This window comes from Rufibacter sp. XAAS-G3-1 (assembly GCF_013623775.1).
Taxonomy (GTDB): Bacteria; Bacteroidota; Bacteroidia; order Cytophagales; family Hymenobacteraceae; genus Nibribacter.
This window is the reverse complement of record NZ_JABFAM010000017.1, coordinates 1-16937: the sequence shown is the minus strand read 5'-3', so window position 1 is coordinate 16937 and position 16937 is coordinate 1. Positions and strand designations below refer to the sequence as shown.

Here is a 16937-nt window from a genome sequence, read left to right as displayed (position 1 = left end):
CCCAAGGCCAACAGGTTGCCTTAGGGGAGTTCTGAGTCTTGGGTTCTGAGTCCTGAGTTGTTTTTTGCCTGCTTTTGAAAAAGTAGGGCAAAAACAGCGGTGGTGGGGACTTATGACCGCTGACTGCTCTCAACGCAAGCATTCCCGGTCATCCCCTTCAAAGGGGGGAGGAGGAGGAGAAGGCGGGTTGAAGATGCAATACCAATTATTATGGAACACCAATAAAAAGAATCTCGGGAATACCTGATTAGCAAACGTGAATCAACCCGCTCTTCTGGTGTTCCACTCTGGAAGCGTACTGCCGGGAGTTCTACTCCCCTTCTTTTGCAACACCTGCCCCTGGTTTCGGGCGGAGTAGAACTCCGCAGCAGGCAGGTTCGGGAGTAGGACTCCCGAACAGCAAGGGACAAGCCAAGGAAAGGACTTCCTTTTTTCCCTACAAGATGAGCTTCAAAGGGAGACGACCGGGAAGTAGCCATCAAGACAGAATTCGGAAAACTGTATCTTGCCAAGACCATGATACAGGTATTGCGACACCATGAAATCAACTTCGCCCGTTGGGCGGCTTGCCTGCTGAGCGCGCCGGAGCCTTTGGTCTACCTGCAAGCCTGGTATCTGGATGTGGTCTGCGGCGGGCAATGGGAAGCGTTGGTAGAAGTGCAGGACGACGAATACGTTTCCTTATTTCCGTTGCCGGTGAAGAAATTGCTGGGAAGTAAAAAAGTGTACCAGCCTTTGTTCACGCAGCAACTGGGGCTGGTGACCACGCCAGCCAGTCGGCATAAAGCAGTAGAGGAGTACCTCGCTTTCTTACCGGAGCTTTACACGCAGGTGCAGTACCAGATGGCTTTACCCAAAGGTGCTTCCTTGGAATTGCCGGAGCCCTGGGTTTTTCGGCTACGGCCGAATTACGAATTGTCTTTGGCTGCTGAGTACGCGGTGCTACGGCAACACTACACCACCAACCACCGCAGAAATCTAAAAAAGGCTGAAACGACGCAACTTGTTTTAGTGTCTGCCACCACCATCAGTCCGCTTTTGGGGTTGTTCCAAAGTACCAAAGGGAAAGAACTGCCCTATTTGCGACCTCGGCATTACCAGAAATTAGAGAAGCTTTATAGGCAGGCCCAAAAGGAAGGAGTGGGGGAAGTGTGGGAGGTGAGAAATCAAAATAAGTTGCTCGCGGCGGCGTTCATTCTCCGCACTGCGCACAGAATTACTTTTTTGTTTGGGGCCAGCGCGGCGGAAGGGAGAACGCGCAACGCCATGGCTTTTTTGTTAGACCAGCTCATGCAGCAGGAGGGCGGTTCTGGCAAAACGTTTGACTTTGAAGGCAGTGAAGTGCCCGGCGTGGCGAATTTTTACGCCGGTTTTGGTGCGCAGCCGGTCATGTACGTATCTTTAAGCAGTAAACCTAAACCCACCACCCTGCAATGGCCGCCAACCGTCTTCACATTCTTAGCCAAACACCTTCGTTAGCCAATCATTTCATTTCTGAGTTACGTGACGTGACGGTGCAGAAAGACAGTTTGCGGTTCCGGCGGAATCTGGAGCGTCTGGGCGAGGTAATGGCCTACAAAATCTCAGAAACGCTACCTTACGCTGAGCAGACCATTCAAACCCCTTTGGCGCAGACGCAGCAAACGTTGTTGCAGGAGTTCCCCATCTTGGCTACCGTGCTACGGGCGGGTTTGCCGTTCCACCAGGGCTTTCTCAATTATTTTGACCATTCTACCAGTGCTTTTGTAGGCGCTTATAGGGTAGAAGGGGCGCGTAAACTGTCTGTCCATTTAGACTATATGGCCACACCGCACCTGGAAGATAAGATCCTGGTTCTGGTAGACCCCATGCTGGCCACCGGAAAATCATTGGTGCTCACCTATAAAGACATGCTTCGGTTTGGAACCCCCAAACGGATTATCATTGCGGCCATTATTGCCAGCCCCGAAGGAGTAGCCCACCTGCAGGAGCAGATTCCTGAGGCCGAGCTTTGGTTGGGCGCGCTGGATGAGCACTTGAACGAGCAGTCTTACATTGTGCCGGGCTTGGGCGATGCCGGAGATTTGGCCTTTGGGGAAAAGAATGAGAAAGTACAATAAGATACTTTCTTTTGGCCTAGTAGCCTATAGGTAAGGTGCGTTATTATTAGGTATCTTTGCAGGCTGAGGTCTTTAAGATGTTTGGTATAAAGGACTTGTACATGAGTTTAGGTATGTTGTTGGATAAAATTTTTGAGGTGACGGCTGTATGATTGCGGCAGTTCTGAAATATATTTCTGTCTATTTGCTGAGTGCGGTCAAGTTCTTTGGCGGGCCTTTGGCCGGTTTAACCATGGGCTTGTCTTTCTGGGCAACCGTAGGCCTCACCATTGCGGGTATGATGACCAGCGTGCTGCTTTTCTCCTTGATTGGCTCTGCGGTGCATGACCGGTATGTAGAGCGGCAACGGGCCAAAAACAAACCTATGTTCAGCAAGAAGAACCGCCGCATTGTGTCTGTCTGGAAACGTTTTGGCATGTCTGGCATCGCTTTCCTGACTCCTATTCTGTTTACGCCCATTGTTGGTACCGTTCTGGCCATTGTCCTGGGCGTATCTAAAAGCCGAATTGTGCTGCACATGCTTTGGAGCGCCGTTTTCTGGGGGTTCGCGGTAACGCTTACCCTCTTCAAATTAAGTCACGTGCCTTTTCTGCAGTTTCTTAGATAATTGTTGATTGTTTATAAAACAGAAGAGCCGCTTAGAAAACTAAGCGGCTCTTCTGTTTTAAGGGTGTTTTTAGAAAAGTAAGGCTAAAAGGCCCGCCAACTAATCACTGACAACTAAAAACTAATCACTAAGCCTACCGGCTCTTGCGCTTGCTGCCGCCACCGGCTTTGGTTTTCTTCCAACCGGCTTTCTTCAAGTCTCTCACTTTCTCGCCTTTGCCTTTGTTCTCGTACTGAGGCTTCGCTTTCTTCTCGTGGAAGGCTCCTTTGAAATCAGGGTCTTGCTGGCGTTTGTAGTTGTCCAGGTCTCTATTGATGAGCTGCTGTTCTTCAAACGGAGTTTCGTACACCTTCACTTCCTCGGGCAAAGGAGCCTCCGGAATCTTCATTTTAATCAGCTTCTCAATGCGCTCAATGTGGTGCATCTCGGCCTCGTTGGCGAAAATAATGGAGGCGCCTTTCTGTTCGGCCCGGCCTGTGCGGCCTATGCGGTGCACATAGTCCTCATAGATAATAGGCACGTCGAAATTGATTACGTGGCTCACGTCCTGGATGTCAATGCCGCGGGCTGCCACATCAGTAGCCACTAAATACCGTACTTCGCCCGCTCTGAAGGCTTCCACTGCGTTGGTGCGGGTGTTCTGGCCTTTGTTGCCGTGCACCACGCGCACGCCGCCTTCGCCTTTGCGATCCAGGAAAGAACTCACGTTGTCGGCGTTGGTTTTGGAGCGGGTGAAGATCATGACGCGGTTGAACGTCTCCCGGTCTTTAAACAGGTAATCCAGAAGGGCGATCTTGGTGCGGAGGTTAGGTACCTGGAACAGCTTCTGGCTAACGGTTTCCACGGGCGTGGCTTGCGGCGTGACTTCCACCACCATGGGGAACTCCAAGAATTCTTCAGAAAGCATGTGCACCCGCTCGTGCATGGTGGCCGAAAACAGCAGGTTCTGCCGTTTCCGGGGGATAATTTCCAAAATCTGCCTAATCTGGGGCATGAAGCCCATGTCCATCATCTTGTCGGCCTCGTCCAGCACCAACGTCTTTAGCTCTTTCAGGTGCAGTTCGCCTTTGCGGTAAATGTCCATGAGTCGGCCGGGCGTGGCCACCAGAATGTCAATACCCGCCTGAATGCGCTCAATCTGGGTTTTTGGGCCCACGCCGCCGTAAATGCCTACCGTGCGCAAATCTAAGTAAGCGCTGAACTTCTGAATGTTTTCTTCAATCTGCATCACCAACTCGCGGGTTGGGGCTAAGATAAGCGCCCGCGGGTGTTTGCCTTGGGCGTACTTCACCTTCATGAGCAACGGCAACACGTAGGCGGCCGTTTTGCCCGTACCCGTCTGCGCGATGCCCATCACGTCATGCCCGGCCATGGCCAAGGGAATGGTCTGGAGTTGTACTGGCGTAGGCTTCTGGAAACCCAGTTCGGCAATGGCGTTCAATAACTGCTTGTTCAGCTTGAAATCCCCAAAGCTGGGTTGCGGCTCTTCCTCTGTAGGGGTTTCTTCGGTTGCCTCTGGGGCTATGTTCTCGTCCTGCTCCGGGGCAAGATTTTCGTTTTCTTCTTCTATCATTGGTGCAAAGGTACGGAATTGAGACTTGTGTCTACCGTTCACTCTCATAATACGTTATTGGGCCGTTTTTGGGAAAAGAGGCAGAAAACAGAAGGTGTTCAAGTACCTTTTCATCTTTTCAGTAATTACCCCGTATCTTTAAATGCAATAAAATGCCGCCGTACGGAAAAAGTGGTTAAAGTAGGAAAGCTTCGGGAGCAGGAGTCAGATTTCCAGTATTGGAAACAGAAAACTCCCCAAGAGCGACTTGCGGCCTTGGAAGTACTAAGGCAGCAATACATTCAATTCAGAAAAGATGTTCAGCCCCGACTTCAGCGAGTTTGTCGCGTTACCACATTAAGATTAAAAGTTTAAAAATGGTTATTGTTACAGATATTAAGCCTTCTAGGAATCCAGAGTGGCATATTGTCACTGTTTCCAATCTAGAAGATGAGTTGGAAAAAACTGTTTCTGAAGCAAGAGGTTATAAGTATGAGCCTGAGTCTTGCGGATTTCCCGTTAAGGCGACTCAAACTAGCTTTTATGTTGGTAAAACATTTAAGGGGAGTGTAGTCATAACTGAAACAAGTGAAGAAGCTTATTGGGAAGGCCAAAAACCTAATAGAGTTGATGGCCTTTATTATCGAAATGTAGCGGTAGATTGTAAAGAGAATGGTACAAAGCTGAAAATACTAAAATTTACATCTAAAATCTTAGAGGAAAAAGGTTTAGATGAATATTATAGCGACTCTTTGATTGTTTTAAGTGTTTATTTACCTTATATTAAAGAGTTAACTTATGCATTAAATCTTCTATCACTAAAGCATTGTTTAAAGTCGCCAATATATTTAGAAGATGATGAGCTTAAACCTGGAAGATATGTCTCTAAATTAACCAATGTTTGTTTAATACTAGGCCTTAACGCAGATGCTTTATTGAAGCACTTTTTAGTAAAAGTAGGTCAAGAACTTTATTCCAAGAAGAACTTTACTGTTTACATAAGTCATGCTACATCAGAAGATGTTGACGAAGATATTCTAGTTGAATTTAACCAGAAATTTGATTGTAAATTCTCTTTAAATCATTTTGAAGATGCGGAATATTTTAATATTTCAGAAGCAATTAATCCTGATGAAATATTAAAATTGCCATTGCAAAAATTAGAGTCTAAAGAGCTTGAAAAGTTGTACCCTAATATAAAACCTGATGACTTGGGTAAACTTAGTAGGTGCGGGGATGAATGGGATTCGCGTAATTATAGAGAAGAAGATACTTCGGATAGAGATGCATTCGATGCACTAACAGATGGTCAGTATGGAGATTGGGATGATTTTGGTGGTGATATAGATGATATGCGAACAATGGGTGGTTATTAGTCTGGTCATGAAATAAGATGATAAATAGTTCTGTTTATCTTAGCACCATGAACAGCATCCTGATCAAGAACGCGCAACTGGTAAACGAAGGCCAGATCCAAACCGCCGATGTACTGGTGAAAGACGGCTACCTCCACACCATCGGGCAGAACCTCAACGCCCTTGCCGATACAGTTATTGATGCCAAAAGCCAGTACCTGCTGCCCGGCATCATTGACGACCAAGTCCACTTCCGGGATCCCGGCCTTACCCACAAAGGCGATTTGTACAGCGAGCCCAGAGCGGCCGTGGCCGGCGGTGTGACTACATTCATGGAAATGCCCAACACCGTGCCCAACGCTACCACCCAGCAATTGCTTCAGCAGAAGTATGACACCGCGGCGCAGAAATCCCTGGCCAATTACTCGTTCTTCATGGGCGGTACCAATGACAACCTGGAGGAAATTCTGAAGACCGATACCCGCAGCGTGTGCGGCATTAAACTGTTCATGGGCTCCAGCACAGGCAATATGCTGGTAGACAATCCCGAAACGCTGGAAGCCATTTACAAACAGAGTCCCATGCTCATTGCCACGCACTGCGAAGACGAGGCCACCATTAGAGCCAACATGCAGCGGGTTACGGAACAGTACGGTGAGAATATTCCCATGCGTGCCCACCCCGAAATCAGGAGCGTAGAGGCTTGTTATACATCCTCCAGCATGGCGGTAGAACTGGCCAAAAAGCACAACACGCGCCTGCACATCCTGCACATCAGCACCGCCGAGGAATTAGCCTTGTTCACGAATGATGTGCCGCTGGCGCAGAAACGCATCACCGCCGAAGTCTGTGTGCATCATCTTTGGTTTGACGCCGCGCAGTATGAGACGCTGGGCGCCCAAATCAAATGCAATCCGGCTATTAAAGCGGCACGGCACAAAGAGGCGCTGTTCCAGGGGTTGCTGGATAATAGACTGGACATCATCGCGACGGATCACGCACCGCATACCTGGGAAGAAAAGCAGGCGGGTACATACAAAGGAGCACCGTCTGGCTTGCCGCTGGTGCAGCACTCGTTACAAGTGATGCTGGCGTTCTATCAACAAGGCAAGATTTCCCTGGAGCGGGTGGTAGAGAAAATGTGCCACGCACCGGCCATCTGTTTCCAGGTAGAAAAGCGCGGGTTCATCAGGGAAGGCTACTGGGCCGATTTAATGCTGGTAGACTTGAACCAGAACCAAACGGTAGCCAAAGACAACATCCACTACAAATGCGGTTGGTCGCCGCTGGAAGGGCAGACCTTGCCGGGCGTGGTGACGCATACTATTGTGTCTGGGCATTTGGCGTACCAGCACGGGAAATTTGATGAAAGTAAACGGGGTGAGCGCGTGCTGTTTAGCCGGTAAAGCAGAAAATTTTATAGAAAAATGCAGGCTAATACTTGCGTTCAATCATAATCCCTGCTACTTTTGTCTCAAATTACACGGTGGTCGTAGTTCAGCTGGTTAGAGCACCAGATTGTGATTCTGGAAGTCGTGGGTTCGAACCCCATCGATCACCCAAAAAGCTCCTGAGAAATCAGGGGCTTTTTTGTTTTCGGGCTTTGGAGTACCAGGTAGTGCGTATCATGTAGCAAGACCAATGTCCTGAGAAGAGGTACTTCCGTAGAATTGATACATTTGCCGGAGCATAACTCCAAAAGAGCTAACAAAAATTATCTTGCTACGTGATACCTGCTACTTGATACGGGTAACGCATAAAGAAAAACACATGAGTCTATTAGTAATTGGGTCGGTGGCGTTTGATGCGCTGGAAACGCCGTTCGGGAAACGGGAAAAAATCATCGGCGGCGCCGGAACCTTCATATCCTTGTCGGCGGCCAACTTTGTGCAGCCGGTGAACCTGGTGTCTGTGGTGGGTGGCGATTTCCTGAAGTCAGACATTGCCATGCTGGAGAGCAAAGGCATCAACGTAGAGGGCTTGCAAATCAAGGAAAATGAGAAGTCCTTCTTCTGGTCGGGCCGGTACTTCAATGACATGAACAGCCGCGAGACGCTGGTAACGGAACTGAACGTGCTGGGCGATTTTGACCCGATTATCCCAGAAAGCTACCAAAACTGCCAATACCTCATGCTGGGCAACCTGGCCCCGCAGGTGCAGCGTCAGGTAATTGAGCGCCTGCACCAGCGGCCCAAGCTGATTGTGATGGACACCATGAACTTCTGGATGGACATTGCGCTGGAGGAACTAATCCAGACCATTGGCATGGTAGACGTACTCAGCATCAATGACGAGGAAGCCCGCCAGTTAAGCGGTGAATACTCTTTGGTAAAAGCCGCCAAAAAGATCATGGGCATGGGCCCCAAATACCTCATCATCAAAAAAGGCGAGCACGGGGCGTTGTTGTTCCACGGAGAAGAAGTGTTCTTTGCGCCTGCTTTACCGCTAGAAGAAGTATTTGACCCAACCGGGGCCGGTGACACGTTTGCCGGTGGCTTTATTGGGTATTTGGCTTCTACGGATGACATCAGCTTTGAGAACATGAAACGCGCCGTGATCCACGGATCAGCCATGGCGTCATTCTGCGTAGAGCAGTTTGGGACGGAGCGCCTGGTAGATTTGCAGCCTGATGAGGTAGTGAGCCGTGTTCTGGAGTTTGTGAAACTGGTGAATTTTCAACCGCAGCGCGGATAATCCATTTTAAGGCTGTTTTCCTGAAATCTGCCCTAAAACAAGACTTATCCATATAAAGGCACGGGGCTATTGATGCAAATCAATAGCCCCGTGCCTTTATGCTTAAAGCATGTTTAAATTTCATCTTTGCGCTGCAAACGACCATAAAAAGGACCTGCGTTCGCCTTTTTCTCTGATCATTTTCGCTGGCAAACCTCAAATTTAAACAAGCTCTTAGAACACTTTCATGGGTGCTTGCTATTTACTCCCAACCACCTTCGGGCCGATTTTTCGTTAGTGAAGTACTGAATGTCAATGTCGCCGCGCTGGGCCATGGGCTTGTTTGTAGATTCCACGCTCACTTTCCCGAAGTAATCTTGCGGGATCAGGAAGGCCATGTGGGTGACGCCTGCTTTGACGGCTCTGGGAAACCATTCTTCATTGATCCATTGCTGGCTTTCCCGCTGGATTATTTTTATCCGGCTGGTGTCTGCTAGAATCTTGGAATAGCCGGTTTTCTGCACCAAGGCAAGGCTATCCTCGGCAATCTGCTTAAATTCAGGGGACTTCAGGAAACCCTCAAAGGTGGTCAATATGGCCCGTAAATTAATGTCTACTTGGTTCGTCCTCATTCTTCATCAAGGCCGCTATACACCCTCTTTCAGGTAGCGTGCCGCCTGCTCCGTTTTCGTAACGTGTTTTAGGGGAGTTTTAGTGAAAGGGAGGCAAAAACAGTTGAGAAATCAGAAAGTTCTGCCAAGATTTTCCTAAGTTGGTTTCTACTTAAAGAACAATGCAGAAGAAAAATGAAACGGCACTGGCCATGTTCATAGGGGCAGTGGTGTTCCTGGCGCTAGAGGTGGCGGTGTATTACAGTCTGGTGACCTGGCTTATTCCCACGGCCCCCGAAGTGGAGGAGCAGGGCGGCTCCATTGTGCGCAACTGGAACAAGGTGATGTACTTTATTCTGGTCTATATGGCCGTTTTGGTGGGCGCGCTGCTGCTGGCCAGTTCGCAAGTGCCCCGAAGTTACCGCAAGCACGTTCTCTTCTGGTTCTATCTCTCCCTGCCCACGCTGCTGGTGATATTGGTGCTGGCTTTTAGTTGAGAAAGGAATATACTTTTGCCGCAGGTGCCCGTATACAAGGTATCAACTTAACCCAAAAGGAGGATTTTTATGAGCAGCAATAACAAGAATCACAGCGGAGAAAAGGATAACGAAAAAGGCGGTTTCATTGACAACACAGACAAAAACCACCTGACCCCAGATGACCAAACGCCTCAGACCCCAGAAAGTAGCTACATGAGCTCCAAGAGCGGGGGCACCACCATTCAGGATGAGCGGGCCGTTTCCAGAACCGGCAACAACAACCGCGAAGGCGTCAATAACTCCTACGGCGATGGCGGCGACCGCCCGCGCAGTAACCCCAGCGACAACCAGGTTGACCGCGGGAAATAAGATTTATTTCGCTCATCAATAATAAAAAGCGGAGGCTGCTCTTACAAGAGCAGCCTCCGCTTTTTATATCCACCTGAAAGATCTCTACAATGAGCCTTATCTAAACTCAGAACGCAAGACTACCTTGTCACGTGCCGGTAAATCATTTCTGAGACGTTGGCCATGGCCGCAGTGGCGGCTTTGTCATCTTTCAAACCTTTAGACAGTAAGACCAGCACATACTTCTGGCCACTGGGCAGGAACACGATGCCGGAGTCGTGCCGAACGCCGGTGATCCAGCCGGTTTTGTGGGCTACTTTTACCTCTTTGGGCAACTTGGCCGGAATCACATCTTTGAATTTCTGATCCAGCAGCACTTTGATCATTGCCTGCGAAGCCGCCGGGCTTACGGTTTTCCCCTCGGCCATTTTCTGGAAAAGCACCATCAGGTCATAGGCGGTGGTGGTGTTGTTCATTCCTTGCTGGTAAGCCTTGGTGTCTTCCACCCCGCGCAGCACCTGCATGTCTTTCGCGCCTAGGTCTCGCATGGTTTGGGTGACCTTTTTCGCGTCTAGTTTCTCTATGACTATGTTGGTGGCCAGGTTGCTGCTCTGGATGATCATCTTGTACAGCAACTCAGACAAAGGCCGTTTCTGCCCTAATTGGGTATATAATTCTTTTTCGCTGTCATCTTCGGGGCCAATGGAGAACGGGCTGCCGTCTACAATGCTCTTGAACTCATTCTTCACCAGAATAGAATCACTGATGGCGAATTTGCCTAGGGCGGCTTGCTTGTAGGCTTCAATGAGCACGGGCGTCTTCATGGTGCTGGCCGCATGGAAGCTTTCATGCTCATTCAATAACAGTTCTTCTCCGGTTTGCAGGTCTTTGAAGGCCACCGCGAAGGTGCCTTTCTGTTTCCCAAGTTCGGCCAGAACCTCCTGTTTAAGTTGGGCCATGTTCTTTTTCTGTTTGGTAACGGTACAACTTAGCAGCAAGAGCGGTAAGGCCAAGGCCAGGGAAGGGAGATGAATGCGCATGGTTTTTGTGTTTTGCGTCAAGATAAAGAAGAGCCACCAACTTCAAAAAAGAACGAATGCGTTTTCAGCCCATTTTTCAGAAAGTAGGCCGAAAAGCGTCTATCCCCCACTTGTTTTCACCGGTACGTTGAAATCCTGTTTCAGCCATAGTCTGAAGTTCTCCTGTTGCGCGGCATTGGCCTTCGGGTTCTTTTGCACGCAGTACTGCGGAAGGTACACCGGGCCATCGGCTTTCAGCTGCACCGTTTTTAGGGTCTTTTGCCGAAACAAGGTGATTTCTGCCTGGGTCTGGCCTTTGAGCAGGTTGGCCAGATTGGCGTTCTCCAGTTTTCGGCCGTTCACGGCCACCAGTTCATCGTCTACGGAAAGCACGGCGGCGGCCGGAGAGTTGGGCGCCACGTACCCAATCACCGAAGCCGTAGGCAAGGCGGCGTTCAGCCGGAACCCGTACAGGCTTTCATGCGGCAGCACGGCCGGTTCTTTTTCCAGCGTACAGCCCACGTATTCCAACGCCGGCGCCAGCCACTTCTCAAAAGCGACCGTCCCAAAAATCATTTCCCGGAAATACGTCTCCAGCGAAATTCCCGCCACTTCCTGGGCCAGCCGCTGGTAATCTGCCTCTGCGTAGCCAATGCCAGTCTTTCCGAACTCTTCCCACATGCGGCGCATCACGTTGTCCAGGGAACGGGCGTTTTGGGTGGCTTTTCTGATTTCCAGGTCTAAAACGAGCGCCGCAAGGCAGCCTTTGTGGTAAATGCTCACTTTGCGGTCTGGGATGCCGGGTTTGTAGCCGTCCAGCCAGGTGTCAAAGGAAGAATCTGCGACGGAAAGATTGGCCTCTCCCTGGTCTACGGTGTGGCGCCTGAGCACGGTGTTCAGTTCCTGGAAGTACTGGTCTGCGGTAAACACGCCGCTGCGGGCCAGCAGATAATCGCCATAATACGTGGTCACGCCTTCGGCCACGTAGCCGGTTCTAAAGTAATTCTCTTGGGTGAAATCATAGGGCAGCATCTCCTTCGGCCTAATTTGCTTGATGTTCCACGTGTGAAACAGCTCATGGCAGCTCACGCCCAGCAACTCTTTATAGAGAGCAGGCTCCATCAACCGCTCCGAAGGGCCCAACGTGATTACCGTGGAGTTCAGGTGCTCTACGCCGTGGTAATGCGTGTACGGCAAGATGATGTTCAAAAAATGGTAGTCCTGCACCGGAAAGCTCCCGAACAAAGCCAGCTGTTCTTGGGTGAACGCCCTAAAATGCGGCAGAATCTGCTTCCAGTCGGGCGCGCCATCGCCCTGAAACCACACGTGGAACGGAATGCCCTGCTCTTCATACACCTCGTGCTGCAACGTGGCGCTGGCAATGAACGGCGAGTCTACCAAGTGGTCAAAGTTACGGGCATGCAGCGTGTGCCGCTTCGGTTCCGGGAGACCGCAGGCAATTTGCCAGTTTTCCGGTAGATCCAATGCCAGCGTGCAGGGTTCCTGTTCGTAGCCTTGGGCGGTTAGCAGGCAGTTCACGGGATTCACGTACAGAAAATCCTCGGCCAGCCAGGAGCCGCCCGCGTCCATTTGGCGGGCGTAGAAGTTGTAGCGCACCTCCAAAGTTTGGTTTCCCTGGGTTGCCACGCGCCAACGGTCTTTGGTTTCTTTCCGGCAGGGCAGGGGAGAACCGTCTGCGGCCACTACCTCAAAACCCTGCACCTTCTGCGCGAAGTTCTGCAACTCATACCGCCCCGGCCGCCAGGCGGGCAGTTGCAGGTACAGTTCTGGCGTAGTGATGTTTTCGATTGAAGTCCGGACTTGCAGAAAACCAGTGAGCGGATTCTGGAAGGATAGATGGTAGTGGGGCACGGTATGTCTTAGTTGGGATGAGGATAAATTCAGAAAAGCGAAGGTAAAGCGTTTTGAGGCTCTTTTCAGGAAAGCAGGCCAAAATTGGTGTAACGCAGTTGGCTGTTTAACGGTGAATGGAATTTTTACGCGAGGCCGGTAGTTTGGCGGGGTAAAATAGCTGAGCTACTAAGACCGTGAATTTCTCTGGTTCAGGATGTCTTAAGTACCTGTGGTGTATTGTGGCTGATTTTCAAAAAAGAGCCTTAAAACGCTTACTTTTGGGCCTTATGGTGCAGCAAGGCTTTCAGCCGAGTGCGGTAACGTGCAACTAATCAAATTAAAATGTGGGCTGGGGGTTGATTTATCAGAATTGATTTCCTAATTTTGCAGCCCTTAATATAATGTTTAGTGTAAGATGAAAAGAACATTCCAACCTTCGCAACGCAAAAGAAGAAATAAGCATGGTTTCCGCTCAAGAATGGAAACTGCCAATGGTAGAAGAGTATTAGCTAGCAGAAGAGCTAAAGGCCGTCATAAACTGACCGTTTCTGACGAAAGAAGACACAAAGCCTAATTTTTCTGAGTAGCTCGCTGCAAGGCGCCTCGCGAATGGGTTCCTTCACTGAACATTCTGCAGAAGAGCATTCGATTTCTTATAGATTTCCGAAAGAAGAACGTTTACGGAGCAAAAAGCTGATTGAACAGCTTTTCCGTGAAGGTTCTTCTTTTAATTCCTATCCACTCCGGTTTGTGGCGCTGCACGTGCCCGGCCCGTCTGAACTCCCCGTTCAGGTGATGGTATCAGTTTCTAAGCGGAACTTCAAAAAAGCGGTAGACCGCAACCGTATCAAACGGCAGATGCGCGAAGCGTACCGGTTGCACAAACCCACGTTTTTCCAACCCAATCCAGACGGCGGCACGTGGTACGTTGGTATTCTTTACATTGGGAAAGAAAAAAGTCCTTTCAATTATATCAGCAAAAAACTAAATTCAGGGCTAGAGCGTTTGCTAACTAAATAGTCTTCCCTTTTCCCGTTTTTCACCGCTGCTGATATGTTGAAGAAAACTTTTGCCGGCCTATTGGTGGCGGGCACCGCGTGGGGCCTTTTCTCGTTCACGAACGATGGCTCTGAGCGCTATTTCGATATCGCCAAAAACCTGGACATCTTTGCCACGCTCTTCAAAGAGGTAAACACCTACTACGTAGACGATGTGGCTCCCTCCAAACTAGTGCGCACCGGCATTGACGCCATGCTCAAGTCACTAGACCCCTACACCAACTACATTCCCGAAGACGACATTGAAGACTTCCGTACCATGACCACTGGTCAGTACGGGGGGATTGGCGCTTTGGTGGGGAAACGCGAAGGCCGTACCATTATCTCTTTGCCGCATGAAGGCTCTCCGGCTCAGAAGGCTGGCTTAATCATTGGCGATGAAATCCTGAAGATTGACGGGGTAGACCTTGCCAAGAAATCAGACAACGAGGTCAGCAAACTACTCAAAGGGCAGGCTGGTACCATTGTAAAACTGGAAATCAAGCGGTTTGGGGCCGAGAAGCCCATGGTGGTGGACGTTGCCCGCGCCAACATCCAAATCAACAATGTTCCTTATTATGGCATGGTCACGCCTGAGATTGGCTATCTGCAACTCTCTGGGTTTACCGTTGACGCGGGCCGCGAGGTGCGCAATGCCGTAACCAAGTTGAAAGAGCAAGGGGCTAAGAAAGTGATTCTGGACTTGCGGGACAATCCCGGTGGTTTGCTGAATGAGTCGGTGAACATCTCTAACCTGTTTCTGGCCCGCGGGAAAGACATTGTGAGCACCAAAAGCAAAGTCTCTGACTGGAATAAAATGTACAAGGCCTTAGACGAGCCGTTGGATGTGCAGATGCCTTTGGTAGTCCTGACCAGCAATAACAGCGCCTCAGCGGCCGAGATTGTAGCCGGTGCTTTACAGGACTATGACCGGGCCGTGCTGGTGGGTGAAAGAACCTTCGGGAAAGGCCTGGTGCAAATGACGCGTCCGCTTTCCTATAATTCCCAGTTGAAAGTAACTACTGCCAAATACTATATCCCGAGCGGCCGGTGCATTCAGGCCATTGATTACGCCCATAGAGACGCAGACGGTACGTTGCACAAAACGCCAGATTCTTTGCGCGTGGCGTTCAAAACAGCCAATGGCCGTGTGGTGTATGACGGCGGTGGCATTAGCCCAGACGTGGAAGTGAAAGACCAGCCCGTGCCAGACATCATCCGCAAACTGATGGTGAAGAACTACATCTTTGATTACGCCACCCGGTTTAGGGCAGCCAACCCCACCATCGCATCGGCCAAAGATTTCCGGTTGTCTGACGCAGAGTACCAGAAATTCATGACGTTCCTGAACGGAAAAGACGTTTCCTACTCCACCGACGTGGAGAAAGCCTTGGATACCATGATTAAGAAAGCGAAGGAAGACAAGCATTATGACGAGGTAAAAGCCGACATAGAGCAGATTAAGAAGAAAGTGGCCGCTAACAAAGGAAACGATTTGTTAAGGTTCAAAGCCGAAATCACGGAACTGCTGGAGCAGGAAATCGTTTCCCGTTATTATCTGCAAAAAGGCTTGGTAGAAGCCACTTTCAATGATGACAAGAATATTGTGGCGGCGGTAGAGGTATTGAATAACCCATCGCGCTACCAAAGCTTACTTACCACCAGTACCAAGAAGTAAAGGTTACTTAGTCTATAGTATAATAAGGGCAACCGGAACACGGTTGCCCTTATCTTTTAGAATAGCGTAGATTTGCAGCAGCATTACCGCTTAGTTTTGTTCATGGCGTATATTTTATCTTTAGAAACTTCCTCCTCGGTCTGTTCAGTGGCCTTGCACCAAGACCAACAGCTGCTTTCTTATGCAGAACTGCAGATGGAGAAATCCCATTCCTCCCACATCACCGTGATGGTACGGCAAGTGCTGGAATATGCGGGCGTGAAGTTGGAGCAGTTAGATGCCGTGGCGGTTTCAGGAGGTCCCGGATCCTATACAGGTCTTCGCATTGGTTCGGGAACAGCCAAAGGTTTGTGTTTCTCTCTGGACAAACCTTTGATTTCGGTAAGTACGCTTGCCTCCATGGCACAACAAGTTATTGCTGTTACGCCTGCTCCAGAACGTTACTTGTTCTGCCCCATGTTAGATGCCCGCCGCTCAGAAGTGTACACGTGCCTCCTGACGCATGACCTGGGGGAACAAAGACCCGTGGAGCCGATGATTTTGGAAGCTTCCAGTTTTGCCCTGGAATTGGAAAAACAGCCCATAATCTTCTTCGGGAGCGGTGCCACCAAAGCCCAGGAACTTCTGGTTCCTCACCCGAACGCTTTTTACCTAAACAATGTTAATCCTACAGCCAAAGCCATTGGCGTATTAGCATGGCCAAAGCTGCAAGCAGGAGAATTTGAAGATGTGGCTTATTATGAGCCCTTCTATTTAAAAGAAGTATATATCACCAAACCCTCAGGGAAGTAAAGATGGAAGAGTTTGTAAACCGGGTAGCCAACAGCGGCCTCATTACACTGAACTTAGAAGAGTACTTGCACTCCGGTGAACGGGTAGTCTATGATATAAAAGATAATCTGTTCCACGGGCTGATGCTACGCGAGAAAGATTTCCGAGCCTTTGTCAAAGACCATGACTGGTCACAATACACCGGAAAGAACGTAGCCATTATTTGCTCAACAGATGCCATTGTGCCTACCTGGGCCTATATGTTGCTAGCAAGCAAGCTACAGCCATTCGTGAATCGCTACGTGTTTGGTGATTTGGATGCATTGGAGCAGGCCTTGTTGCAAGATGCCATAGCTGAAATCAATGCCGAGGAATACCAAGATGCCAAAGTGGTGATTAAAGGTTGTGGGCAAATACCCGTGCCAACCTACGCCTATGTAGAGATCATGCAGAAGTTGCTACCAGTAGTAAGCAGTATCATGTATGGCGAGCCATGCTCCACGGTTCCTATCTATAAAAAGCCGAAAGACAAAGTTGCCACAGTCTAACCCTATGGCTTTAGCTTAACTGGCTGCATTCTTAAATTACAGCCAAGATGCGATTGCGGAAAATGAACTGTTTTTAGAAAAGCAGGCCCAAGGCAGCATACGTGTAATGATGAAGATAAAAGAGACAAGGTGGCATCATCTTGTCTCTTTTAGTATGGTTTACTCAATCTAAGGATGATTTCAGCTTTGTTTCCAGAAAATGGCGCTAAAACGAAGCAAAGAGAAAAATCTCCGCAAGAAGGAACTTCCGAGTGCCTGAGATTGGTTACGTCTGAGGCTCCGGTCGGGGGCTACCAAAGACGAGGT

At 49.5% G+C, this 16937-nt stretch carries 17 protein-coding genes and 1 tRNA gene; 14 read left to right on the top strand and 4 right to left on the bottom strand.

Annotated features, from left to right (window positions below; all coding sequences use genetic code 11):
- Window positions 1-516 precede the first annotated feature (516 nt).
- From HHO50_RS17160 to HHO50_RS17150, 3 genes are all read left to right on the top strand, one after another.
- Window positions 517-1479: a GNAT family N-acetyltransferase gene (locus tag HHO50_RS17160; protein ID WP_181307776.1), complete on the top strand. Its 963-nt coding sequence runs from the start codon at window positions 517-519 to the stop codon at window positions 1477-1479.
- Entirely contained in the window at window positions 1434-2099 is a 666-nt protein-coding gene (upp, locus tag HHO50_RS17155) for a uracil phosphoribosyltransferase (protein ID WP_181307774.1), read from the top strand. Before HHO50_RS17160 ends, upp begins: the two co-directional genes overlap by 46 nt.
- 148 nt (window positions 2100-2247) lie before the next feature.
- Complete coding sequence (locus HHO50_RS17150; RefSeq protein WP_219921572.1) at window positions 2248-2706, top strand: hypothetical protein; 459 nt, start codon at window positions 2248-2250, stop codon at window positions 2704-2706.
- Window positions 2707-2839: 133 nt separating this feature from the next.
- Here HHO50_RS17150 and HHO50_RS17145 read toward each other — a convergent pair whose 3' ends face one another.
- Window positions 2840-4279 carry a DEAD/DEAH box helicase gene (locus tag HHO50_RS17145; protein ID WP_181307772.1) on the bottom strand — a complete coding sequence of 480 codons (1440 nt, stop codon included), beginning with the start codon at window positions 4277-4279 and terminating at the stop codon, window positions 2840-2842.
- A gap of 218 nt (window positions 4280-4497) precedes the next feature.
- On the opposite strand from HHO50_RS17145, the gene HHO50_RS17140 reads away from it, so the two are divergent.
- The 4 genes from HHO50_RS17140 (at window position 4498) to HHO50_RS17125 (ending at window position 8307) form a co-directional block, all read left to right on the top strand.
- Window positions 4498-5634 (top strand): hypothetical protein, encoded by a 1137-nt coding sequence (locus HHO50_RS17140; RefSeq protein ID WP_181307770.1) that lies wholly within the window; start codon window positions 4498-4500, stop codon window positions 5632-5634.
- A 47-nt stretch (window positions 5635-5681) separates the two neighbouring features.
- Entirely contained in the window at window positions 5682-7019 is a 1338-nt protein-coding gene (locus HHO50_RS17135) for a dihydroorotase (RefSeq protein WP_181307768.1), read from the top strand.
- Window positions 7020-7099: 80 nt separating this feature from the next.
- Window positions 7100-7173: transfer RNA gene (locus HHO50_RS17130), tRNA-His, on the top strand.
- A gap of 210 nt (window positions 7174-7383) precedes the next feature.
- A complete protein-coding gene (locus tag HHO50_RS17125; protein ID WP_181307766.1) occupies window positions 7384-8307 on the top strand; it encodes a PfkB family carbohydrate kinase in 924 nt (307 codons plus the stop codon).
- A gap of 224 nt (window positions 8308-8531) precedes the next feature.
- Here HHO50_RS17125 and HHO50_RS17120 read toward each other — a convergent pair whose 3' ends face one another.
- Window positions 8532-8918 carry a hypothetical protein gene (locus tag HHO50_RS17120; protein WP_181307764.1) on the bottom strand — a complete coding sequence of 129 codons (387 nt, stop codon included), beginning with the start codon at window positions 8916-8918 and terminating at the stop codon, window positions 8532-8534.
- 161 nt (window positions 8919-9079) lie between these two features.
- On the opposite strand from HHO50_RS17120, the gene HHO50_RS17115 reads away from it, so the two are divergent.
- Window positions 9080-9394 carry a hypothetical protein gene (locus tag HHO50_RS17115; protein ID WP_181307762.1) on the top strand — a complete coding sequence of 105 codons (315 nt, stop codon included), beginning with the start codon at window positions 9080-9082 and terminating at the stop codon, window positions 9392-9394.
- Window positions 9395-9463: 69 nt separating this feature from the next.
- Window positions 9464-9745, top strand: coding sequence for a hypothetical protein (locus HHO50_RS17110; RefSeq protein ID WP_181307760.1), 282 nt, complete (start codon window positions 9464-9466; stop codon window positions 9743-9745).
- 119 nt (window positions 9746-9864) lie between these two features.
- Here HHO50_RS17110 and HHO50_RS17105 read toward each other — a convergent pair whose 3' ends face one another.
- Window positions 9865-10764, bottom strand: coding sequence for a serine hydrolase (locus HHO50_RS17105; RefSeq protein ID WP_181307758.1), 900 nt, complete (start codon window positions 10762-10764; stop codon window positions 9865-9867).
- Between the two features lie 99 nt (window positions 10765-10863).
- Window positions 10864-12615, bottom strand: a complete 1752-nt coding sequence (locus tag HHO50_RS17100) for a M61 family metallopeptidase (RefSeq protein WP_181307756.1) — start codon at window positions 12613-12615, stop codon at window positions 10864-10866.
- Between the two features lie 397 nt (window positions 12616-13012).
- Here HHO50_RS17100 and rpmH point away from each other — a divergent pair, with 397 nt between their 5' ends.
- The 5 genes from rpmH (at window position 13013) to HHO50_RS17075 (ending at window position 16631) form a co-directional block, all read left to right on the top strand.
- Entirely contained in the window at window positions 13013-13171 is a 159-nt protein-coding gene (gene rpmH / locus HHO50_RS17095) for a 50S ribosomal protein L34 (RefSeq protein ID WP_071885432.1), read from the top strand.
- A gap of 35 nt (window positions 13172-13206) precedes the next feature.
- Window positions 13207-13617, top strand: coding sequence for a ribonuclease P protein component (gene rnpA / locus HHO50_RS17090; RefSeq protein WP_181307754.1), 411 nt, complete (start codon window positions 13207-13209; stop codon window positions 13615-13617).
- A gap of 33 nt (window positions 13618-13650) precedes the next feature.
- A complete protein-coding gene (locus HHO50_RS17085) occupies window positions 13651-15312 on the top strand; it encodes a S41 family peptidase (RefSeq protein ID WP_181307752.1) in 1662 nt (553 codons plus the stop codon).
- 102 nt (window positions 15313-15414) lie between these two features.
- Complete coding sequence (gene tsaB / locus HHO50_RS17080; protein WP_181307750.1) at window positions 15415-16104, top strand: tRNA (adenosine(37)-N6)-threonylcarbamoyltransferase complex dimerization subunit type 1 TsaB; 690 nt, start codon at window positions 15415-15417, stop codon at window positions 16102-16104.
- A 2-nt stretch (window positions 16105-16106) separates the two neighbouring features.
- Window positions 16107-16631: a DUF2480 family protein gene (locus tag HHO50_RS17075; RefSeq protein ID WP_181307748.1), complete on the top strand. Its 525-nt coding sequence runs from the start codon at window positions 16107-16109 to the stop codon at window positions 16629-16631.
- Window positions 16632-16937 lie beyond the last annotated feature (306 nt).